Raw genomic sequence first — 21,262 nt, forward strand, 5'->3', positions numbered from 1 at the left:
ACCCGTTGTAGCCCGTCCGGGTGAATGGGGGATGAACCGCTCGTGAGCGGCGTCAGCCGAACAGTGCCGGGATCTTCAGCACCAGCTCGTAGAGCCCGTAGGCGAACGGCACCCCGACCCAGAGCCATGCGAGCACCGCGCCGACCCACTGCAGCGGGCCCCACGTCGCCGATCCGGTCGCCTGCTGCGGGCTCATGACTGGGTTCCCTTCGCGTCGGTCGTGCTGCGGTCGGCGGCGGCGCCGTCCGGCTCGCGGTCCGCGGGCTGGTGGAATCTCGGATGCACCGGCCGGATCAGCTCGTTGCAGACGAACGCGATCACCAGCAGCACGATCATGATCGAGAACGCGGTGGTGTAGCGGGCCGGTCCCTCCACCCCCGCCTGGATCCGGGCGTCGGCGATCGCGTTGACGATCAGCGGGCCGAGCACGCCCGCGGTGGACCACGCGGTCAGCAGCCGCCCGTGGATCGCGCCCACCTGGTAGGTGCCGAACAGGTCCCGCAGGTAGGCGGGCACGGTGGCGAACCCGGCCCCGTAGAAGGACAGGATCAGGATCGACGCGACCAGGAACAGCGCCCGGCTCTGGTTCGGCACCAGCGTCAGGAGCAGGTAGAGCAACGCGCCGACGCCGAGGTAGATCCGGTACATGTTCTTGCGGCCGAGCACGTCCGACAGCGACGACCAGGCGAGCCGGCCGGCGGAGTTGGCCAGCGACAGGATCGACACGAAACCGACCGCCGCGCCGGCGAGCATCTCGGCCGGCGTGGAGTCCCGGAAGAAGTCCTGGAAGATCGGGTTGGCCCGTTCGAGGATGCCGATGCCGGCCGTGACGTTGAACGTGAGCACCACCCACAGCAGCCAGAACTGCGGGGTCCGCAGCGCCGTGTTCGCCGAGACCTGGCCCGCCGGGAGCGTGCCGGCCCGGCTCGCCGTCGCCGGGTCCCACCCGGGCGGTGTCCAGCCCTCGGCGGGCACCCGGATCAGCAGCCAGCCGACCGACATGAAGACCAGGTAGATCAGGCCCATCGCCAGGAACGTGTTGCCGATGCCGACCACCGACGGGTCGTCACCGGAGGCACCGAACGTCGAGAGCAGCGACGCCGTCAGCGGCGAGGCGATCAGCGCGCCACCGCCGAATCCCATGATCGCCAGACCGGTGGACAGGCCGGGCCGGTCCGGGAACCACTTGATCAGCGTCGAGACCGGCGAGATGTAGCCGACACCCAGCCCGATGCCGCCGACGAAGCCGTACCCGAACACGACCAGCCAGTACCAGCCCAGGTAGAGGCCGACCGCGGAGATCAGGAAGCCGGAGACGAAGCAGGACGTCGCCACGACCATCGCCCAGCGGGGGCCGTTGGTGTCCACCTTCGTGCCGAACAGCGCCGAGGACAGCCCGAGCATGATGATCGCGAGCGTGAACGGCAGCGCCGTCGCGACCCCGGAGAGCCCCAGGCCGTCGGCCAGGGGCGACTTGAACGCGCTCCAGGCGTAGGCCTGACCGATGGCCAGGTGGATCGACAGCGCAGCCGGCGGGACGAGCCAGCGGCTCCACCCGGGCGGCGCGACGATCCGCTCTCTCGTCAGGAATCCCGCCATCGTGCCCTCCGTCGATCGTTGACGGCGCAACGCTAAGTAGCCGGACGGAGCAACGCAATTCGGGAAAGATCACGAAATGACGACGCCGGCCCACCCGTCGGGTGAGCCGGCGTCGAGCCGGTGGGGGTCGGTCGCCCCCGTGGCGCGGTACTCAGGCGGAGCGGTCGCGCCGCTCGCGGCGCGCGGGCTGGCGCGGGACGATCGTCGGGTTGACGTTGTCGCGCACCGTCTGCGCGGTGACGACGACCTTGGCCACGTCGTCCCGGCTCGGGATGTCGTACATGACCGGGAGGAGTACCTCCTCCATGATCGCCCGCAGGCCACGGGCACCGGTGCCGCGCAGGATGGCCTGGTCCGCGACCGCCTCCAGGGCGTCCTCGGCGAAGTCGAGTTCCACGCCGTCCATCTCGAACAGCTTGCGGTACTGCTTCACCAGGGCGTTGCGCGGCTCGGTGAGGATCTTGACCAAGGCGTCCTTGTCCAGCGAGGTCACCGAGGCCACGATCGGCAGCCGGCCGATGAACTCCGGGATCAGGCCGAACTTGATCAGGTCCTCGGGGAGGGTCTCGGCGAAGCTCTCCGCCGGGTCCATCTCCTTCTTGGACCGGATGTCGGCGCCGAAGCCGATGCCGGACTTGCCGACCCGCTCCCCGATGATCCGTTCCAGCCCGGCGAACGCGCCCGCCACGATGAACAGCACGTTCGTCGTGTCGATCTGGATGAACTCCTGGTGCGGGTGCTTGCGACCGCCCTGCGGCGGGACGCTCGCCGTCGTCCCCTCGAGGATCTTCAGCAGCGCCTGCTGCACACCCTCGCCGGAGACGTCCCGCGTGATCGAGGGGTTCTCCGACTTCCGTGCGATCTTGTCGACCTCGTCGATGTAGATGATGCCGGTCTCGGCGCGCTTGACGTCGTAGTCCGCGGCCTGGATCAGCTTCAGCAGGATGTTCTCGACGTCCTCGCCGACGTAGCCGGCCTCGGTCAGGGCGGTGGCGTCCGCGATGGCGAACGGGACGTTGAGCAGCTTCGCGAGGGTCTGCGCGAGGTAGGTCTTGCCGCACCCGGTGGGGCCGAGCATGAGGATGTTGGACTTGGCGATCTCGATGTGGTCGCCGCCGTCGCCGCCCGCGGCCCGGCTCCGCTCCCCCGCCTGGATGCGCTTGTAGTGGTTGTAGACGGCCACCGACAGGGTGCGCTTGGTGTCGGGCTGGCCGATGACGTACTGGTCGAGGAAGTCGTGGATCTCGGCGGGCTTGGGGAGCTCGTCGAGCTTGACCTCACCGGCCTCGGCCAGCTCCTCCTCGATGATCTCGTTGCAGAGATCGATGCACTCGTCGCAGATGTAGACGCCGGGGCCGGCGATGAGCTTCTTGACCTGCTTCTGGCTCTTCCCGCAGAACGAACACTTGAGCAGGTCCCCGCCGTCGCCGATGCGTGCCATTGGTGTCGATCCCCAGTCCTGGTCCGGCGTTCTCGCGTCGTGCCCGTCGTCTCCCGGAGCGACCGGTCCGCAGGGACCGCGTGGCCTCCGGGGACGACGGTACCTGCCCGGACCCGCCGCCGGGACTCCGAAGACGAGCCGATTTCGGCGGCGGGTCGGCGGGCGGTCACCGGTGCCGTCCCCCGGCTCCGGTGACCCGGGATGTCGTTACCTGCCCGTGGCGGACAGCTTGCGGCTCTGCACGATCTCGTCGACCAGGCCGTACTCCTTGGCCTCCTCGGCCGTGAGGATCTTGTCCCGGTCGATGTCGTCGTGCACCTGCTCCGGCGTGCGGTTGGAGTGCCGGGCGATGACCTCCTCCATCCGGCGCCGGATGCGGGAGATCTCGGTGGCCTGGATCTCCAGGTCGGAGGCCTGGCCGTAGACACCCTCGGTGGCCGGCTGGTGGATCAGGATGCGGGCGTTCTCGACCGCCATCCGCCGGCCCGGGCTGCCCGCGCAGAGCAGCACGGCCGCGGCCGACGCCGCCTGCCCGAGGCAGACGGTCTGGATGTCGGGGCGGATGAACTGCATCGTGTCGTAGATCGCCATCAGCGACGTGAACGACCCACCCGGCGAGTTGATGTACAGCGAGATCTCGCGGTCGGGGTCCAGCGACTCGAGCACCAGCAGCTGGGCCATGGTGTCGTTCGCCGAGACGTCGTTGATCTGCTCACCGAGGAAGATGATGCGCTCCTCGAAGAGCTTGTTGTACGGGTTGGACTCCTTGACCCCGTAGCTCGTGCGCTCGATGTAGGACGGCAGCACGTAGCGGGCGCGGGCCGGGTCCGGCGCGTAGCCGCCGGGGCCGCGCAGATCGGCGACCGACTCGGGGTGGCGCGGATCGAAGGTGCTCATCAGGCGCTCCCGTTCTGCGAGCCGGTCACCCGGCCGGCATGCGTCACGACGTGGTCGACGAAGCCGTACTCCTTGGCCTCCTCGGCCGTGAACCAGCGGTCACGGTCGGAGTCACGCTCGATCGTCTCGAGCGACTGGCCGGTGTGCTGGGCGATGAGCTCGGCCATCTCCCGCTTCGTCTTGCGCAGCTGGTCGGCGAGGATCGTGATGTCGGCCTCGGTGCCGCCGATGCCGCCGGACGGCTGGTGCATCATGATCCGCGCGTGCGGCAGCGCGCTGCGCTTGCCGGGGGTACCCGCGGAGAGCAGGAACTGCCCCATCGAGGCGGCCAGCCCCATCGCGGTCGTCGCGACGTCGCACGGGATGAGGTTCATGGTGTCGTAGACGGCCATGCCGTCGTTCACCGAACCGCCCGGCGAGTTGATGTAGAGCTGGATGTCCGACTCGGGGTCCTCGGCCGCGAGCAGCAGCATCTGTGCCGCGATCCGGTTCGAGATCTCCGAGTCCACCTGCTGGCCGAGCACGATGATCCGCTGCTGGAGCAGCCGCTCGTACACCGAGTCGGACAGCGACATCGCGCTGATCCCGGACCGCATCTGCGGCCCGGCGTCGCGGCCCGCGAGCGGGCCGATGTCCTGCTGGCTCACTTCACCCTGCTTTCCGAAGTCTCCGCCCTACCCGGTGCGGGGGCGCCGGACGGGCGGAGAAAGTCTTCCTCTGGATCGCTCTCGGTTCTCCGGTGTCGGGTCTTGCGAACCCGTTCTCGACCCCTGGGGGCCGGTTCGGGTCCGACCCTACGCGGGCCGGGAGGCCCGCGTAGGGAACGACGCCCGATGTTCGCCGACAGCGCACCACACGGCGTGCCGGTGCGCTGCCGGCGCGGGCGAACAGCCAGGTCAGGCCTTGGCGTCGGCGGCGGTGCCCTCGGTGCTGTCGGCCGTGTCCGCACCGGACTCGGCCGACTCGGTGGACTCAGCCGACTCGCCGGTCACCTCGCCCTCCACGGTGTCGGGGGCCTCGTCGGCCTCGGCGTCGTCCTCCGGGCCCAGCAGGTCCGAGAGGTCGACGGCCTCCCCGCCGGGCAGGGTGACCGACACCGAACGCACGGCGTTGATCAGCGCCTTGGAGCGGCGGACGTCCTGGTAGATCGCCGGGATCTGACCGGCCTGCTGGATCTGCTGGACGAACTGCTCGGGCGCCATGCCGTACTGCTGGGCCTGGTAGAGGATCCGCTCGGTGAGCTCCTGGTCGTTGACCGAGATCTCCTCGCGGTCCGCCAGCGCGTCGAGCACCAGGCGGTAACGGACGGCCTTCTCGGCCTCCTCCCGCGACTCGGTGTCGAACTGCTCGCGGGTCTTGTCCTGCGCGGCGAGGAACTCGGCGAAGCGCTCCTCGTCGTGGTCGAAGGCGTGCACCGCGTCGTGCAGCCGGTTGTCGACCTCGCCCTGCACGACGCTCTCCGGCAGCGGGACCTCGGCACCCTCGACGAGCTTGTCGAGCAGCCGGTCGCGGGCCTGCGTGGCCTGCTCCATGCGCTTGGACTGGCCGAGACGCTCGCGCAGGTTCTCCTGCAGCTCCTCGAGCGTGTCGAACTCCGACGCGAGCTGGGCGAACTCGTCGTCGGCGTCGGGCAGGTGGCGCTCCTTGACCGCGGTCACCTTGACGGTGATCTCGGCATCCCGCTCGGCGTACTCACCGGCGACCAGCTTCGAGGTGAAGGTCTTCTCCTCGTCGGCGGACATGCCCTCGAGGGCCTCGTCGATGCCGTCGATGAGACCGCCCTGGCCGACCTCGTAGGAGAAGCCGGTGGTGGTCGCCTCCTCGATCTCCTTGCCGTCGACCGCGGCGGAGAGGTCGATCTGGACGAAGTCGCCGGTCTGCGCGGCGCGCTCGACGCCGGACAGGGTGCCGAAGCGGGCCCGCAGCTGGTCGAGCTGCTCGGTGACCTGCTCCTCGGTCACCTCGGTCTCGTCGACCTCGACGGCCAGGCCCTCGAGCTCGGGCAGCTCGATCTCCGGCCGGACGTCGACCTCGGCGGTGAACGCGAGGCGCTCGCCGTCGGCGATCTCGGTGACCTCGATGTCCGGCTGGCTGATCGGCTTGACGTCCTCGGAGGAGACCACGGCCTCCTGGTACTTGGCCGGGATCGCGTTGTTGACGACCTCGTCCAGGACCGGGCCGCGGCCGATGCGGGCCTCGAGGATGCGGGCCGGCGCCTTGCCCGGGCGGAACCCGGGGATGCGGACCTGCTGGGCGATCTTCTTGTACGCGCGGTCGAAGTCGGGCTTGAGCTCGTCGAACGGCACCTCGACGTTGATTCGGACGCGCGTCGGGCTGAGGTGCTCGACGGTGCTCTTCACGGTGGAACTCCTTGCCGGTACGGGCTTCTGTACGGGGCCGCTGCGCGCGGCCCGTCTGTTCTCCGGCCCCCGGACGGATCCGGCGGTGACCCCGGGATCGCACCGGGCGTCCCCTCCCGGCCCACGGGCACGCGGACGTGCCGCTGCGACGGCGGGGGCTCGCGCGAGTCTAGGCGAGGCCACTCCCGGCATCTCGGGCCGGGCGTTCGTCACGGCGCAACGGCACCGGGCGGGGGATCCTCGAGACCGCCCACGTCGGCCACGGTGACCTCGACCGGACGCGACCCGTCGCCGAGGACGGCACGGACGCGGGCGGCGATCCCGTCGGCGATCTGCGCGAACGGCGGGCCCAGCGAGACGACGACGGCGATCTCCACCGGGTCCCCCAGCCGCACCCCCGCGACGCGCCGGCCCGGGAGATAGGAGGCGATGGAACCGAACGGGCCGCCGTCGAGCCGCAGTACCGACGGATGCTCGAGCACGGCGGCGGCGACGTCCTCCGGCCCGGCTGCTCCGTCCGGGCCCGGTACTCCGTGCGCACCCGGCGCCCGCTCCGCCCGCTCCGCCTGCTCCGCCTGCTCCGCGCGCGGAGCGGTCTCCTCGGTCGCCGCACCGGCCTCCTCGGTCACCGCGCCAGCGTAGGGCCTGGCGCGCCACCGGCGGTGGCGCCGCACGGGGGCGGACACCGCCCGTTCGAGCGTCCGTTTCCCCTGCGTGTCCGACGCGCGACGCTGCGTGCCGGTCGCTACCGTCGCCGTCAGTCGTCGGCTTCCCGCCCACGGGTTCCCTTTCCGCACGCCGACGCGACAGCCATCCCGGACCCAGGGCGGCGGCCCGGTCCCGGCCCACGGAGACGGACGCAGGTGCAGGTCAGCGATCCCACGGTCCGCGACGGACCGCCCGGTGCGGGGGCCCCGGCCGCCGGTGCCGCCTCCGGGCGTGCCGTCCGGGCCGCGCTGGACGAGCCGACCCTGGTCGCCCGGGCCCAGGACGGCGACGTGCACGCCTTCGAGGAGCTCGCCCGGCGGCACCAGGACGCGTTGTTCCGGGTCGCGGTGCGGGTGCTCGGCCAGCGGGCGGACGCCGAGGACGCCCTGCAGGAGGCACTGCTCGACGCCTGGCGCAGGATCGGCACGTTCCGCGGCGAGGCCGCGTTCTCGACCTGGATGTACCGCATCGTGACGAACCGCTGCTCCGCGCTCGTGCGACGGAACCGGCCGACGGTGCCGCTGCCCGAGGAGGACACCGTCCTGATCGCCGGTCCGGACTCGCCGGAACGCAGTGCCGAGGTGGACGCGGAGCTGGCCGCGCTGTCCCGCGCGGTGCAGGAGCTGCCGCACGAGCAACGCACCTGCTGGGTGTTGCGGGAGCTGGAGGGGTTGGGCTATGCCGAGATCTCCCAGGTCACCGGAGCCGGGGAGACCGCCGTGCGCGGGCGGATCCACCGCGCACGGGCCGCGCTCGCTGAGAGGATGCGGGAATGGCGGTAGAACGGGTGCGGCCGCTGGCCTGCGGCCGGGACGCCGCCGACGTGTGGGAGCACGCCGAGCAGGGCGTCCTCGACGAGCACGAGCGGTCCTGCCCGCACTGCGTCACGGCCCGCGCCGACCGGGCGCGGCTCGGCGGGCTGGTCGCGCGGATGGCGGCCGAGCCGCTGGAGCCGCCGTCGTCGGTGCTGGAACAGGTGATGGGCGCGGTGGTCGCCGACCTGCGCCCGCACGAGCTGTTGCGGATCGGGCCGGACGCCTGGCTGGGCCGCCCGGCCGCGGAGTCGGCGCTGCGGCACGTCGTCGACTCGATGGGCGGGCTGCGGGCCCGGCGCTGCCGGATCGAGCAGTCCGGTGCCACCCCCACGGCCGCCCCGGGCACGGCGGCACCGGGCACGGCGGTCCCGGGCACGACGGTTCCGGGCACGGCGGTCCCGGGCACGGCCGACCGGGATCCGGCCGTCCGGCCGGTCCGGGTCCGGATGTCGGTGGCCGCGCGGTTCGGCGAGGACCTCACCTCGGTCACCACCCGGGTCCGACAAATGATCATCTCGGCCGGGGAGCGGACGCTGGGTCTCCCGATCGAGGTCGTCGACATCCTCGTGGAGGACCTGTGGGAGGAGCCGGCATGAGCACCGTCCGGCTGCACGTCTCGGACCTCGCCGTCGCGCGGGTGGCCGCCCGCCGGGCCCGCGCGGTCCCGGGCGTCACGACACTGGTCGGGGACCTCCAGCAGACGCTGCTCGGCCTGGCCGCGGGCTGGCTGCCCCGCGATCCGGTGCCCGCGGAGCTGGACGCCCGGGGTGTCGTCGCCCGGGTCCACGGCGGGGCCGGTGCACACGGTGGGGCCGGAGCGCAGGACGGGGAGGTGGACCTGCGTGTGAGCGTCGGGGTCCGCTTCGGAACCCCCTGCGCCGAGCTCGCCGCGCGGGTGCAGCAGGAGGTCGCCACCGAGGTCGCCGCGGTGACCGGGCTGACCGCCCGGGTCCGGGTCACGATCGCGCACATCGACCTGCCGCATTGACGACCCTGCCGCACTGAGGACCTGCCGCACTGACGACCCTGCCGCACCGACGCCCTGCCGCCCTGCCGCACCGACCGCGCCTCGCAGCCGTGCGCTCGGGCACCGCAGCGGATCCGCCCACCTCGGTCGCCCCGCGCCCCGCTCCCAGCGCGGCGGGAACGCGCTGATCACCGGACCGCGCCCGTCGACCGGCACGATGTCGCCCTCTCCGGGGCAGAAGTGTGCTGATCACCGGGCCCACGCCGGTCCGGTCGCACGCTTCCGCCCCGAACAGGGCGAGAACGTGCTGATCACGGGCGCGGGGCGGTCCAGTCGCACGCTTCCGCCCCGAACAGGGCAAGACTGTGCTGGTCACCGAGCCGACGCCGGCCCACTCGCACGCATTCGCCCTCCTCGGGGCGAGATCGTGCTGAGCACCCGGCCACGTGCACGCATCCGCCCTGCTCGGAGCAGGATCGCGCCGAGCACCGGGCTGACCCCACCGGGTGGCACGACTCCATCTCGATCTGGGGGCAGCAACGTGCAGCTCACGGGTCATGCGCCCGTCCAGTCGCGCACTTCCGCCCCGGCCGGGGCGAGAACGTGCTGATCACGGGCGCGAGGCGGTCCAGTCGCACGTTTCCGCCTCGAACAGGGCGAGACTGTGCTGGTCACCGAGCCGGGCCCACCGGGCGGCACGGCTCCGCCCTCTTCATGGGCAGCAACGCGCAGCTCACCGGTCATGCGCCCGTCCAGTGGCGCGTGGTCGCCCCGCCGGGGGCAGAAGCGCACTGGTCACCGGGCCCACGCCGGCCCGGTCGCACGCTTCCGCCCTGAACAGGGCAGGACTGTGCTGATGATCACTCGATCAGCCGCGGCCGAGGGCGCGCTGCTCCCCGGGGTGCGGGCGCGGGGGCGGCGGGGCCGCGGTCAAGTGGGGCCGCAGTCAGGTCAGACCGCCAGTCAGGTCAGAACACAGTCGCCGCAGGCTCCCCCGCCGGGCACCCGGACGTAGAGGCAGCACGACCGGCGGCGGAACGACCACTCGGTGTCGGGGTCGGTCTCGTCGAGCCGGAGCAGGCGCCCGGTGGCGCCGTCGGGCAGCGGTCCGCGCAGCGCGGGGTGCCCGACCAGGGCGCCGAGCAGCGGCAGGAAGGCCGGCCGGTCCGCCCGCCGCATGGCCTCCATCACCCGGGCCGCGCCCCCGATCGCGGAGACGACGTTGCCGCGCAGCACCCGCTCGGACACCGAGACCCGGGCCGCGACCGCGGCGTAGAGCGGTTCGAGATGGGTGCGGGCCAGCTCCCGGGCCAGCGGGTCCGCGGCGGCGTCCGGGTCGGTCCGCGGGTCCGCGGTCCGCAGTCCGGCGGGTTCGTCGCCCGCGTCCGGGCCGGCCGGCAGCGCGGGCGCCCACGGGTCCGCGGCGGACGGGTCCCGGTGCAGGTCGCCGAGCCGGGGCAGCACGCCGTGCAGGGCCACGGTCGCGAACGGCATCGACACCAGCCGGGCCGCCATCCCCTGCACCGCGATCGATGCCGCCACCCGGCGGCTGCTGCCCAGCGAGGCCGCCACCTGGTCGATCCGGGCCGAGAGCGGGTCGCCGCCGACGCCGGGCGGGGCGTACAGGGCGTCCCAGCGCCGCCACGGACCGCCCGGTTCCGCGGGCAGGACGCCGACGGCGAACCAGGGCCCGATCCGGGCGGAGTCGGCGAGCGCCGCGGCCGTCGACCCCCGATCGGGTGAGGTCGACGGGGCACGGGGCGACAGGGACGGGTCCATCCCGGGCAGTCTCCCCGAACCGGCGCGATCACCGTGTAACGGACCGGGCACGCACTGCGATGTGCCTGGGAGAAGGTCTTCCCGGCCGGCGCCGGTCACGCGTCGCTCACTGTCCGGACACGGGGAGGCAACATCGTCCTGCTCGGAAGCGCAGCGATCCACATCACGCCGAACCGCTTCCGATCATCTGTAGCGCGCACGGCTTTCGGCGTGCCACTCTGTCCCCTCGCCAGATCGCACTCGCCGGGGTGTGCGGTCGAACCGCGCCGCAGGGGTTGGCCGGGTATCGGAAATCAGTGCCCGGCCGCTCGTCGTGCCCGGAGGAGGTCTCCCACGACCATGTTCCCGGCGGCGCGGTGCACCTGAACGGCCCACTTTCGTACGTCCTTTCCCTGGTGGTCGCTGTACTCTGAGAACCCTTTTCGGACCGCAGCGAGCTGCCGGGGTCCGAGTCGTCCGATACGGGTGGTGGCACAGGTGCCCGAGACGACAGGAGGAGCAGTTGGCCGCGATCAGTGACCAGGCGCCCGAGTGCAGCGTGCGGAACGAGGTTCCGCACTGCCCCTCGTCCGGCGGGCTGTACGCCCCCGACCACGAGCACGACGCCTGCGGTGTGGCCATGTTGGCCGACGTCACCGGCAAGCGCGACCACGCCATCGTGCAGAAGGCCCTCGAGGCCCTGTTGCGACTGGAACACCGGGGTGCGCGCGGAGCCGAGCCGAACACCGGGGACGGTGCGGGGATCCTCATCCAGGTCCCCGACGCGTTCTACCGTGACGTCACGGACTTCTGGCTGCCTCCGTCCGGTGCCTACGCCACGGGTATCGCGATGCTCCCCCAGGACCCCGAGCAGGCTACGGCCGCGCGGAACGCGATCGACGACCTCGTCGCCGAGGAGAACCTGACGGTCCTGGGCTGGCGCGAGCTGCCGACCGACCCGGACGCCGCCGACCTGGGCCCGACCGCGCTCGCGGCCATGCCCACGTTCGCGCAGCTGTTCGTCGGCGGCGCCGAGCTCACCGGCGACGACCCCGACACCGCGCCGACCGGGATCGAGCTGGAGCGTCGTGCGTTCTGCCTGCGCAAGCGGGTGGAGCACGCGCACGACACCTACTTCGCCTCGCTGAGCCCGCGCACCGTCATCTACAAGGGCATGCTCGCCGAGCCGCAGGTCGCCGCGTTCTACCCGGACCTGACCGACCCCCGCGTCACCTCGGCGCTGGCCATCGTGCACTCGCGGTTCTCGACGAACACGTTCCCGGCCTGGCCGCTGGCGCACCCGTTCCGCTACGTCGCGCACAACGGTGAGATCAACACCCTGCGCGGCAACCGGAACTGGATGGCCGCCCGGGAATCGCTGCTGGAATCGGCGAACCTGCCCGGCGACCTGTCGCGGCTGACCCCGATCGTCACCCCGGACGCGTCGGACTCGGCCACCTTCGACGAGGTCCTCGAGCTGCTGCACCTGAGTGGGCGCAGCCTGCCGCACGCGGTGCTGATGATGATCCCGGAGGCCTGGGAGAACCACACCGAGATGGACCCCGCCCGGCGGGCGTTCTACGAGTACCACTCCACCCTGATGGAGCCGTGGGACGGACCGGCCCTGGTGGCGTTCACCGACGGCACCCGGATCGGTGCGGTGCTCGACCGCAACGGCCTGCGCCCGGCGCGGTACTGGGTCACCGAGGACGGGCTGGTCGTGCTGGCCTCCGAGGTCGGTGTGCTCGACGTCGAACCCGACAAGGTGGTCCGCAAGGGCAGGCTGGAGCCGGGCCGGATGTTCCTCATCGACACCGAGCGCGGCAAGATCGTCGACGACGACGAGATCAAGGGCGAGCTGGCCGCCGAGCACCCGTACCCGGAGTGGCTGCACGCCGGTCTGATCCGGCTCGACGAGCTGCCGGACCGCAGGCGGGAGGCCCCCTCGCACGAGGCGCTGACCCTGCGCCAGCAGGCGATGGGCTACACCGAGGAGGAGCTCAACGTCCTGCTCCGGCCGATGGCCGTCTCCGGCGCGGAGCCGATCGGCTCGATGGGCAACGACGCGCCGCTCGCCGCGATCGCCGAGCGACCGCGTCAGCTCTACGACTACTTCATCCAGCTGTTCGCGCAGGTCACCAACCCGCCGCTGGACGCGATCCGCGAGGAGCTCGTCACCTCGCTGTTCAGCAGGCTCGGGCCGGAGCAGAACCTGCTCGACGCCACGCCGGCGCACTGCCGGACGATCGTCGTCCCGTTCCCGGTGCTGACCAACGACGATCTCACCAAGATCGTTCACATCAACGACGACAACGAGTTCCCGGGGTTCGCCTCCCACGTCGTGGACGGGACCTTCCAGGCCCGCGACGGCGGCAAGGGGATGCTCTCCCGGCTCGCCGAGATCAAGCAGGAGGTCTCGCGTGCCATCGACGGCGGTGCGCGGCTGATCGTGCTGTCCCAGCGCGGGGTGAACGCCGATCTGGCGCCGATCCCGTCGCTGCTGCTGACCGGCGCGGTGCACCACCACCTGGTGCGTGAGCGCTCGCGCACCCGGGTCGGGCTGGTCGTCGAGTCCGCCGACGCCCGCGAGGTGCACCACATCGCGCTGCTGCTGGGCTACGGCGCGTCCGCGGTGAACCCGTTCCTGGCCATGGCCACCGTCTCCGACCTCGCCGAGCGCGGGGACATCCCCGGCGTCGACGGGCGCAGCGCGGCGAAGAACCTGGTCAAGGCGCTGGGCAAGGGCGTGCGCAAGACCATGTCGAAGATGGGCGTCTCGACCGTCGCCTCCTACACCGGCGCGCAGATCTTCGAGGCGGTCGGTCTGGGACACGACGTCGTCGACTCCTGCTTCGCCGGCACCACCTCCCGCCTCGGCGGCGTGGGTTTCGACGTCCTCGCCGAGGAGGTCCTCGCCCACCACCGCCGTGCGTTCCCCGCCGACGAGGTGCGCGCGTCGCACCGGGCCCTGACCGTCGGGGGCGAGTACCAGTGGCGGCGCGAGGGCGAGCTGCACCTGTTCAACCCGCAGACCGTCTTCAAGCTGCAGCACTCCACGCGTTCCGGGCGCTACGAGATCTTCAAGGAGTACACGAAGGCGGTCGACGACCAGGCCGCGCGCCTGATGACGCTGCGCGGGCTGTTCACCTTCAAGGAGGGTCTGCGGCCGCCGGTCCCGATCGACCAGGTGGAGTCGATCGAATCGATCATGACCCGGTTCGCCACCGGCGCGATCTCCTACGGGTCGATCTCCCAGGAGATGCACGAGACGCTCGCGATCGCGATGAACCGGATCGGCGGACGGTCGAACACCGGTGAGGGCGGGGAGGACCCGGACCGCTACACGGCCGACCCGAACGGCGACTCGCGGCGCAGCGCGGTCAAGCAGGCCGCGTCCGGACGCTTCGGGGTCACGAGCGAGTACCTGGTCAACGCCGACGACATCCAGATCAAGATCGCGCAGGGCGCCAAGCCCGGCGAGGGTGGCCAGCTGCCCGGCGGCAAGGTCTACCCGTGGATCGCGACCACCCGGTACTCCACCCCGGGCGTCGGCCTGATCTCCCCGCCGCCGCACCACGACATCTACTCGATCGAGGACATCAAGCAGCTCATCCACGACCTGAAGAACGCCAACCCGCGGGCCCGCATCCACGTGAAGCTGGTGTCGCAGGTCGGCGTCGGGACCGTGGCGGCCGGGGTGTCCAAGGCGCACTCCGACGTCGTGCTCATCTCGGGCCACGACGGCGGCACCGGCGCCTCCCCGCTGTCGTCGATCAAGCACGCGGGCGGCCCGTGGGAGCTCGGCCTGGCCGAGACCCAGCAGACGCTGATGGCCAACAACCTGCGCGACCGGATCGTCGTGCAGGCCGACGGCCAGCTCAAGACCGGGCGCGACGTCGTCATCGCCGCGCTGCTCGGCGCCGAGGAGTTCGGTTTCGCGACCGCACCGCTGGTGGTCTCGGGCTGCATCATGATGCGGGTCTGCCACCTCGACACCTGCCCGGTCGGGGTCGCGACGCAGAACCCGGAGCTGCGCAAGAAGTTCGACGGCAAGGCCGAGTACGTCGTCAACTTCATGCAGTTCATCGCCGAGGAGGTGCGCGAGTACCTGGCGGCGCTGGGCTTCCGCACGCTCGACGAGGCGATCGGCCGCGCCGACGTGCTCGACGTCGACGCCGCCGCGCAGCACTGGAAGTCCCGGCACCTGGACCTCTCGCCGATCTTCCAGGTCAGCGCCGGCGGGGAGGACGTCCCGCGCAAGCGCACCCGCGAGCAGAACCACGGCCTGGACAAGGCACTGGACAACACCATGATCCAGCTGGCCGAGGGTGCCCTGCAGGGCGGCGACCGGGTGACCCTGGAGCTGCCGGTCCGCAACGTGAACCGGACCGTGGGCACCATGCTCGGCTCCGAGCTGACCCGGGCGCACGGCGGCAAGGGCCTGCCCGACGACACGATCGACATCACGCTCACCGGCGCGGCCGGGCAGAGCTTCGGCGCGTTCGTGCCCAAGGGCATCACCCTGCGGCTGGTCGGCGACACCAACGACTACTTCGGCAAGGGCCTCTCCGGCGGCCGGCTGACGCTGCGGCCGGACCCGTCGGCACCGTTCGCCGCCGAGGAGAACGTGATCGCCGGCAACGTCATCGGCTACGGCGCCACCTCCGGCGAGATGTACATCCGCGGGGTCGTCGGCGAGCGGTTCTGCGTGCGCAACTCGGGCGCGGTGGCCGTCGTCGAGGGTGTGGGCGACCACGGCTGCGAGTACATGACCGGCGGGCAGGTCGTCGTGCTCGGGCGGACCGGGCGGAACTTCGCGGCCGGCATGTCCGGCGGTGTGGCCTACCTGCTCGACCGGGACGACAACCGGGTCAACACCGAGATGGTCGACCTCGACGCACTGTCCGACGAGGACCGGGCGATCCTGCGCGACCACGTGGAGCGCCACCACGCCGAGACCGGCTCGGCGGTGGCCCACGCCCTGCTGACCGACTGGGACACCGCGGTCGAACGGTTCGGCAAGGTCATGCCCAAGGACTACAAGCGCGTGCTGCTCGCGACCGAGAGTGCCGAGCGCGAGGGGCGCGACGTCAACCAGGCGATCATGGAGGCTGCTCATGGGTGACCCGAAGGGCTTCATGACGACTGCCCGGCAGACCCCGGCCCGGCGGCCGGTCGACCTGCGGCTGATGGACTGGCGCGAGGTCTACGAGGACTTCCCGCACCGGACCCTGGAGTCCCAGGCCGGGCGCTGCATGAACTGCGGCATCCCGTTCTGCCACCAGGGCTGCCCGCTGGGCAACCTCATCCCCGAGTGGAACGACCTGGTCTACCGCTCCGACTGGCGAGAGGCGATCGAGCGGCTGCACGCCACGAACAACTTCCCGGAGTTCACCGGGACGCTGTGCCCCGCCCCGTGCGAGGCGGCGTGCGTGCTGGCCATCAACGACGACGCGGTGACCATCAAGCAGGTCGAGATCGAGATCATCGACCGGGCGTGGGACGAGGGCTGGGTGGCCCCCGAGCCGCCGAAGGCGCGGACCGGGAAGAAGGTGGCGGTCGTCGGCTCCGGACCGGCCGGGCTCGCCGCCGCGCAGCAGCTGACCCGGGTCGGGCACGACGTCGTCGTGTTCGAGCGGGCCGACCGCATCGGCGGGCTGCTGCGCTACGGCATCCCCGAGTTCAAGATGGAGAAGTCCCGGCTCGACCGGCGGCTGGAGCAGATGGTCGCCGAGGGCACCCACTTCCGGGCCTCGGTCGACGTCGGCACCGACGTCACCGTCGAGCAGCTGCGTGCCGACTTCGACGCGGTCGTCCTCGCCGGCGGTGCGACGGCGTGGCGCGACCTCCCGGCCGAGGGCCGCGACGCCGAGGGCGTGTACCAGGCGATGGAGTTCCTGCCGTGGGCCAACCACGTGCAGCAGGGCGACATCGACGCCCCGCCGATCTCCGCGGCGGGCAAGGACGTCGTGATCATCGGCGGCGGCGACACCGGCGCCGACTGCCTGGGCACCTCGCACCGCCAGGGTGCGCGCTCGGTGACCCAGCTGGAGATCATGCCGACGCCGCCGGAGCACCGCACCGAGGGCATGCCCTGGCCGACCTACCCGACGGTCTACCGGGTGTCCTCGGCGCACGAGGAGGGCGGCGAACGGCTGTTCTCGGTGAACACCACCGAGTTCGTCGCCGACGCCGACGGCAGGCTCGCCGGCATCCGGATCGTCGAGGTGCAGCGCGGGGACAACGGCTTCGAGCCCGTCCCCGGCACCGAGCAGGAGCTGCCGGCCCAGCTGGTGCTGCTCGCGATGGGCTTCGTCGGCCCGGAGAAGGGCAGGCTGCTGAACGACCTCGAGGTCGAGCTCGACGAGCGCGGCAACGTGGCCCGCGGCGACGACTACATGTCCTCCGCGGACGGCGTGTTCGTGGCCGGGGACATGGGTCGCGGCCAGTCGCTGATCGTGTGGGCCATCTCCGAGGGTCGCGCCGCGGCCGCCGGGGTGGACGCCTACCTGACCGGCCGGACCGTGCTGCCGCGGCCGATCAACCCGACGGACCGCCAGATCGCCTGAGTTCCCGGTCCGCCGCGACGGCCCCGGCCGTGCCACTGCGCACGGCCGGGGCCGTCCGCTATTCCACGAGCTCCACGTCGAAGGCGTCCTCGCCGATCCAGATCCGCACGCCCTCGCCGTCGTCGGTGATGTAGCCGTCCTCCTCCTCGCCGAGCTCGCGGATAGCGCTCATGGCGCGCCGGCTGAACTGCACGACGCCGTCACCGACGTCCATCGGGCGGTACTCCGGGGCGAGCCGCGCCGTGCGGCACTCGGTGGACAACCAGGTCGCGTTCTCCGGGCCGACCTCGGCCCGCCAGCACTCATCACGCATGCCGGGGATTATGCCGTGGATCACCCCGTCCGTCGCGGTTCCGCTACCGGAGATCGCGGGCGGGTCGGCGCGGCGGACGCCGTCCGGAACGATTCACCCCGCCCGTCGCGGGCACGACGCCGCTCGCGGTCGGATGGGAGACGACCGCCACCCGCACCACAACCGAGAGCGTCCTCGCGCGTTGAACCGGGCGACCGGCACCTGCAGAACCGGGAGCCCCTGTCGGTGCCGGGCACCATCGGGACGCCGGGAGCCGCGACCCAGGTCGCGGTCCCGGTGCCCGGTGGTGCATCCGAAGCAGGTGCGCTCTGCACCCGACGAGCAGAGCCGTCTCCGGCCGAACAGTTCAGCGGCCGGGTCAGCAGCACGGTGTCCGACGGAAGCTCAGCGGCCGGCGAGCACCGGGGCCGGCGCGGGCGCGGGGACCGAGCGGCGCGTCGCACGGATCCGGCGGGCCATCGCGAAGGCCGCGGTCGTCGTGACCGCCAGGACACCGCCCGCCAGCACGCACAGCAGGGGGTTGCCCCCGGTCACCGGGCCCAGGGCCAGGCCGATCACGAGCATGTAGACCGCCCACAGCAGCGAGCTCACGGCGGAACCGGCCAGGAACGGTCGCAGTCCCAGCCCCATGCGCCCGGCCGCGGCACAGCTGGCCAGGCGCCCGCCGGGCAGGAACCGGGCCGCGGCGAGCGCGGTCACCGGGCGGCGGAACAGGTTCGAGCGGACCCACCGGGTGACACCGTGCTCGCTGCGCGCCGAGCGCGGGAGCAGCCGGTGCGAGCCGCGGCCCAGTGCGTGCACCGCCAGGTCGCCGGTCATCGACCCGGCCACCGCGGAGAGGAACAGGCCCAGCAGCATCGGCACGTCACGGACCACGCTCGCCGACGCCGTCGCCGTCATCAGCAGGGTCTCACTCGGCAGCAGCGGCGCCGGGCCGTCCACCGCGATCATCAGCACGAGTGCGGGGAGCAGCCACCCGCTGTGCAGGACGGCCGTGACCAGCTCCACCCGGGACCTCCGTTGCGTCGTGACCCGTTCCCACCCTCGCAGATCCGTCCCGCTGCGTAACGGGGGCATCCCCCCGTCCGATCGCCGATGAGTTCGGGGCAGCGCGCCGGTCGTAGGGGGTGAACGCCGCGGGCAGGCCGTGGCGAGCAGCCTCCCGGAGGTCCGACATGGCCGTCCCGTCCGTCTCCCGCCCGTCCCTCTCCCCTGTCGCGCACCGCGCGCTCTGGGTGCTCCAGATCCTGCTCGGCCTGTTCTTCGTGCTCGCCTCGGCCGCCCCGAAGTTCTGGGGGGACCCGTTCGCCGTCGCGATCTTCGACGGGATCGGGGTGGGCCAGTGGCTGCGCTACGTCGTCGGTGCGCTGGAGCTCGCCGGTGGGATCGGGCTGATGACCAGGCGGTTCTCCGGCCCCGCGGCCGTCGGGCTGGTGCTGCTGATGATCGGTGCCGCGCTCACCCAGGCCTTCGTGCTGCACGGCGGTGCGCTCGTCGTGACCCCGCTCGTGCTGGGTGTGCTGGCCGCGGTCATCGCACTCGGCCGCCGGGAGACCCTGCGCACGCCTCGCTGACCTGCGTTTGTGCCGGCGCCGCGGCGGGAAGGCCACGGGTGACGACGGCACCGGCGACCCCGGTGCCGACCCGCAGACCGGCACAGGAGGACACCGTCATGGCCGACCGCCATGTGAAGCCCGTCGACGACGGCTGGAGCGTCGAGAAGGAGAACGCCCAGCGCCCGAGCGCCCGCACGCCGACGCAGGCCGAGGCCATCACCCGGGCGGTGGAGATCATCGCGAACGACGGCGGCGGCAACCTCGTGGTGTACGGCACCGACGGGGCGGTGCGGGAGCGTCGCGCCGTCGAGTCCGGTACCGGGGACACCGACACCGGTGCGGTCGCGACGAAGGCCACCGCCTCCGCCGCCGGTACCGCCGCCCGCGACACCGCCTCGAAGGCCGCCGACACCGCGGGCTCGGCCGCGCGCGACGTCGGCGCGGACACCCGGACCACCGGGCGGAAGGTGGCCGGCGAGACCCACAGCGGCGCCGTGAACGCCGCGGACACCGCCGGGAAGGGCGCCGACGCCGTCGCGGCGGAGGCCCGCAAGGCCGCCGGCGCGGGCAAGGCCGCCGCCGGGGCGGCGAAGGCCACCGGTGAGCAGTTCGCCGGGGAGGCCTCGCGCACCGGCAGGCAGGTCGCCGGCGAGGTCGGCGCCTCCGCCGACCGTTCGGCCTCCACGGTCGCGGCGGTCGCGGACAGCGGCGCGGAGTCCGCCGTGCACGCGGCCGACCGCGCCGGCCGCGTCGGCGGACGGGTGCAGGACGACCTCGACGACACCGGCAGCACGCTGGCCCGCCGGGTCTACGAGGGCGGCGAACGCGCCGCCGTCCAGCTCGACCGGATCGCCGCGCGGGTGTACCGGCCGCTGAACCCGATCCGGTTCAGCAGCCGCGTCGCCGCCGGAGCGGTCGCGACCGCCTTCGGGGTGACCGGCGCGGTCACCTCCGGCGCCGGGAGGCTGCTCCAGCGCGGTACCCGCCGAGCCACCGGGCGCTGACCCCGCCCCCGTCGGCCCCGCCCGGACATCCGGGCGGGGCCGGACCATGTCCGGGGCACCGGACGTCCGGCATCGGACGTCTGGGGACCCGCGTCAGGGAGCCGGGCTCAGCACGTAGTCGCCGGTGCTGTCCTCCCACTCCATCCGGACCAGCTCACGGGCTCGGGCCGCCTTCGCGAACGACAGGAAGCTGCCGAAGCCGTAGCGCTTCTCGGAGAAGTCGGGCGCCCGCTTGCGCAGCTGGTTCTTCAGGCCGCTCAGCTGCGGCGGCCCGCCCGCCGCGTTCAGCTCCCGGACCACGTCGGCCAGCAGCGTGAACGCGTCCTGGTCGGCGTCCGGGTCGTCCGGGATCCCGATCTCCGGATCGCCCTGGGCCGACCCGCGGGTCAGCGTCACCGCCCCCTGGCCCTCGAGGTGACGCAGCAGCTCGCCGAAACCGCGGAAGCCGTGGTCGGACTCGTCGAACGTCGGGTCCTTGCGCAGGATCGCCCGCTTGAGCCGGGACGCGACGACCGGGCCGTCGGCCTGCCTGCCCAGCCCGGTCAGGGTGCTGACGACGAGGCCGGCGACGTCGCGGTCCTCGGCACCGGTGGTCGCCGTCCCGGCCGTCGCGTCCCGGAAGGCCACGTCGAACGGGTCGGGCTCCGGCTCCGGGACGGCCGGCACCGGGGCGGCGGGCGGGACCGTCCCCGCGGCCTCGGTGGGGACGGGCGACCGGTGCCCGCGCCGGCGCGGCTTGACCGGCTCGCGGGTCGGCTCCACCCCGGGCAGCCGGTCGTAGAACAGGAACTCGTCGCAGGCGGGCGGCAGCAGCGCCGACGTCGACGACTGCACCCCGATCCCGATCACCCGCTTGTCCAGCTCGCGCAGCTTGTGCATCAGCGGCGTGAAGTCGGAGTCGCCGGTGGCGATCGCGAACGTCGTCACGAACTCCCGCTCGTAGGCCAGCTCCACCGCGTCCACGGCGAGCTTGATGTCGGCGGCGTTCTTGCGCGACCCGCCGATCCGCTGCGGGATCTCGATCAGCTCGACCTGGGCGCGCGCCATCATGCGGCGGTCCTCGTCGAACGCCGACCAGTCCGCGTACGCGCGCCGGACCACCACCCGCCCGCGCTCGGCGAGCGCGTCGGCGACCGGACCGAAGTCGAACGGGACGACGCCCAGGCCGTCCCGGGCCCCGATCGCGAGGTTCTCGTAGTCGAGCAGCAGGGCGATGCGTTCGTCCTCGTGGGCCACCGCGGAAGCCTAAGCCCGGCGGGTGCCCGCGGGCCCGGT

At 72.5% G+C, this 21,262-nt stretch carries 18 protein-coding genes; 7 read left to right on the forward strand and 11 right to left on the reverse strand.

Annotated features, from left to right (window positions below):
* Nucleotides 1-52: 52 nt before the first annotated feature.
* The 7 genes from BM093_RS36130 to BM093_RS24025 all read right to left on the reverse strand — a co-directional run bounded on the left by BM093_RS36130 (nucleotide 53) and on the right by BM093_RS24025 (nucleotide 6,926).
* Nucleotides 53-196, reverse strand: coding sequence for an MFS transporter small subunit (locus BM093_RS36130; RefSeq protein ID WP_177238666.1), 144 nt, complete (start codon nucleotides 194-196; stop codon nucleotides 53-55).
* Nucleotides 193-1,599 carry an OFA family MFS transporter gene (locus BM093_RS24000; protein WP_093349820.1) on the reverse strand — a complete coding sequence of 469 codons (1,407 nt, stop codon included), beginning with the start codon at nucleotides 1,597-1,599 and terminating at the stop codon, nucleotides 193-195. The genes BM093_RS36130 and BM093_RS24000 overlap by 4 nt, the downstream gene beginning before the upstream one ends.
* 151 nt (nucleotides 1,600-1,750) lie before the next feature.
* Nucleotides 1,751-3,040, reverse strand: coding sequence for an ATP-dependent Clp protease ATP-binding subunit ClpX (clpX, locus tag BM093_RS24005; protein WP_093349825.1), 1,290 nt, complete (start codon nucleotides 3,038-3,040; stop codon nucleotides 1,751-1,753).
* Between the two features lie 207 nt (nucleotides 3,041-3,247).
* Nucleotides 3,248-3,937 (reverse strand): ATP-dependent Clp protease proteolytic subunit, encoded by a 690-nt coding sequence (locus BM093_RS24010; protein ID WP_093349831.1) that lies wholly within the window; start codon nucleotides 3,935-3,937, stop codon nucleotides 3,248-3,250.
* Nucleotides 3,937-4,533, reverse strand: coding sequence for a ClpP family protease (locus BM093_RS24015; RefSeq protein WP_093349964.1), 597 nt, complete (start codon nucleotides 4,531-4,533; stop codon nucleotides 3,937-3,939). Before BM093_RS24015 ends, BM093_RS24010 begins: the two co-directional genes overlap by 1 nt.
* Before the next feature lie 300 nt (nucleotides 4,534-4,833).
* A complete protein-coding gene (tig, locus tag BM093_RS24020) occupies nucleotides 4,834-6,297 on the reverse strand; it encodes a trigger factor (RefSeq protein WP_093349836.1) in 1,464 nt (487 codons plus the stop codon).
* A gap of 209 nt (nucleotides 6,298-6,506) precedes the next feature.
* Nucleotides 6,507-6,926, reverse strand: coding sequence for a hypothetical protein (locus BM093_RS24025; RefSeq protein WP_245773757.1), 420 nt, complete (start codon nucleotides 6,924-6,926; stop codon nucleotides 6,507-6,509).
* A 234-nt stretch (nucleotides 6,927-7,160) separates the two neighbouring features.
* Between BM093_RS24025 and BM093_RS24030 the strand changes: the two genes are divergently transcribed.
* From BM093_RS24030 to BM093_RS24040, 3 genes are read left to right on the forward strand one after another with little or no spacing between them, the layout of a single operon-like run.
* Nucleotides 7,161-7,787, forward strand: a complete 627-nt coding sequence (locus BM093_RS24030; RefSeq protein ID WP_093349841.1) for an RNA polymerase sigma factor — start codon at nucleotides 7,161-7,163, stop codon at nucleotides 7,785-7,787.
* Nucleotides 7,778-8,416, forward strand: a complete 639-nt coding sequence (locus tag BM093_RS24035; RefSeq protein WP_093349846.1) for a hypothetical protein — start codon at nucleotides 7,778-7,780, stop codon at nucleotides 8,414-8,416. The genes BM093_RS24030 and BM093_RS24035 overlap by 10 nt, the downstream gene beginning before the upstream one ends.
* Nucleotides 8,413-8,808 (forward strand): Asp23/Gls24 family envelope stress response protein, encoded by a 396-nt coding sequence (locus tag BM093_RS24040; RefSeq protein WP_093349851.1) that lies wholly within the window; start codon nucleotides 8,413-8,415, stop codon nucleotides 8,806-8,808. The genes BM093_RS24035 and BM093_RS24040 overlap by 4 nt, the downstream gene beginning before the upstream one ends.
* 942 nt (nucleotides 8,809-9,750) lie before the next feature.
* Here BM093_RS24040 and BM093_RS24045 read toward each other — a convergent pair.
* On the reverse strand, nucleotides 9,751-10,566 hold the full coding sequence (locus BM093_RS24045; protein WP_093349856.1) for a (2Fe-2S)-binding protein: 816 nt from the start codon (nucleotides 10,564-10,566) through the stop codon (nucleotides 9,751-9,753).
* Nucleotides 10,567-11,185: 619 nt separating this feature from the next.
* Here BM093_RS24045 and gltB point away from each other — a divergent pair.
* Together gltB and BM093_RS24055 are read left to right on the forward strand one after the other, a co-directional pair.
* A complete protein-coding gene (gene gltB / locus BM093_RS24050; RefSeq protein WP_425439197.1) occupies nucleotides 11,186-15,670 on the forward strand; it encodes a glutamate synthase large subunit in 4,485 nt (1,494 codons plus the stop codon).
* The gene (locus BM093_RS24055) at nucleotides 15,663-17,114 is read left to right on the forward strand and encodes a glutamate synthase subunit beta (RefSeq protein WP_093349861.1); all 1,452 of its coding nucleotides are present in this window, start codon (nucleotides 15,663-15,665) and stop codon (nucleotides 17,112-17,114) included. Before gltB ends, BM093_RS24055 begins: the two co-directional genes overlap by 8 nt.
* Before the next feature lie 58 nt (nucleotides 17,115-17,172).
* On the opposite strand, the gene BM093_RS24060 is transcribed toward BM093_RS24055, so the two are convergent.
* On the reverse strand, nucleotides 17,173-17,427 hold the full coding sequence (locus BM093_RS24060; RefSeq protein ID WP_093349866.1) for a hypothetical protein: 255 nt from the start codon (nucleotides 17,425-17,427) through the stop codon (nucleotides 17,173-17,175).
* A gap of 384 nt (nucleotides 17,428-17,811) precedes the next feature.
* Nucleotides 17,812-18,435 (reverse strand): DedA family protein, encoded by a 624-nt coding sequence (locus BM093_RS24065; protein WP_177238667.1) that lies wholly within the window; start codon nucleotides 18,433-18,435, stop codon nucleotides 17,812-17,814.
* A gap of 167 nt (nucleotides 18,436-18,602) precedes the next feature.
* Here BM093_RS24065 and BM093_RS24070 point away from each other — a divergent pair, with 167 nt between their 5' ends.
* Together BM093_RS24070 and BM093_RS35295 are read left to right on the forward strand one after the other, a co-directional pair.
* Nucleotides 18,603-19,001 carry a DoxX family protein gene (locus BM093_RS24070; RefSeq protein ID WP_093349875.1) on the forward strand — a complete coding sequence of 133 codons (399 nt, stop codon included), beginning with the start codon at nucleotides 18,603-18,605 and terminating at the stop codon, nucleotides 18,999-19,001.
* Nucleotides 19,002-19,099: 98 nt separating this feature from the next.
* Complete coding sequence (locus BM093_RS35295) at nucleotides 19,100-19,987, forward strand: DUF2188 domain-containing protein (protein ID WP_143105502.1); 888 nt, start codon at nucleotides 19,100-19,102, stop codon at nucleotides 19,985-19,987.
* Nucleotides 19,988-20,080: 93 nt separating this feature from the next.
* Here the strand turns inward: BM093_RS35295 and BM093_RS24080 are convergent, their stop codons facing one another.
* Complete coding sequence (locus tag BM093_RS24080; RefSeq protein ID WP_093349879.1) at nucleotides 20,081-21,223, reverse strand: PIN domain-containing protein; 1,143 nt, start codon at nucleotides 21,221-21,223, stop codon at nucleotides 20,081-20,083.
* Nucleotides 21,224-21,262: the final 39 nt, after the last annotated feature.

Origin of the sequence: Pseudonocardia ammonioxydans (genome assembly GCF_900115005.1) — a bacterium.
GTDB classification, from domain to species: domain Bacteria; phylum Actinomycetota; class Actinomycetes; order Mycobacteriales; family Pseudonocardiaceae; genus Pseudonocardia; species Pseudonocardia ammonioxydans.

What these genes read in the sequence shown, in the direction of transcription:
- BM093_RS24015 (WP_093349964.1), bottom strand. Translation starts at nt 4,533, where the DNA reads ATGCGGTCCGGGATCAGCGCGATGTCGCTGTCCGACTCGGTGTACGAG.
- BM093_RS24055 (WP_093349861.1), top strand. Translation starts at nt 15,663, where the DNA reads ATGGGTGACCCGAAGGGCTTCATGACGACTGCCCGGCAGACCCCGGCC.
- BM093_RS24035 (WP_093349846.1), top strand. Translation starts at nt 7,778, where the DNA reads ATGGCGGTAGAACGGGTGCGGCCGCTGGCCTGCGGCCGGGACGCCGCC.
- gltB (WP_425439197.1), top strand. Translation starts at nt 11,186, where the DNA reads ATGTTGGCCGACGTCACCGGCAAGCGCGACCACGCCATCGTGCAGAAG.
- BM093_RS24010 (WP_093349831.1), bottom strand. Translation starts at nt 3,937, where the DNA reads ATGAGCACCTTCGATCCGCGCCACCCCGAGTCGGTCGCCGATCTGCGC.
- BM093_RS35295 (WP_143105502.1), top strand. Translation starts at nt 19,100, where the DNA reads ATGGCCGACCGCCATGTGAAGCCCGTCGACGACGGCTGGAGCGTCGAG.
- BM093_RS24045 (WP_093349856.1), bottom strand. Translation starts at nt 10,566, where the DNA reads ATGGACCCGTCCCTGTCGCCCCGTGCCCCGTCGACCTCACCCGATCGG.
- BM093_RS36130 (WP_177238666.1), bottom strand. Translation starts at nt 196, where the DNA reads ATGAGCCCGCAGCAGGCGACCGGATCGGCGACGTGGGGCCCGCTGCAG.
- BM093_RS24000 (WP_093349820.1), bottom strand. Translation starts at nt 1,599, where the DNA reads ATGGCGGGATTCCTGACGAGAGAGCGGATCGTCGCGCCGCCCGGGTGG.
- BM093_RS24040 (WP_093349851.1), top strand. Translation starts at nt 8,413, where the DNA reads ATGAGCACCGTCCGGCTGCACGTCTCGGACCTCGCCGTCGCGCGGGTG.
- clpX (WP_093349825.1), bottom strand. Translation starts at nt 3,040, where the DNA reads ATGGCACGCATCGGCGACGGCGGGGACCTGCTCAAGTGTTCGTTCTGC.
- BM093_RS24060 (WP_093349866.1), bottom strand. Translation starts at nt 17,427, where the DNA reads ATGCGTGATGAGTGCTGGCGGGCCGAGGTCGGCCCGGAGAACGCGACC.
- BM093_RS24070 (WP_093349875.1), top strand. Translation starts at nt 18,603, where the DNA reads ATGGCCGTCCCGTCCGTCTCCCGCCCGTCCCTCTCCCCTGTCGCGCAC.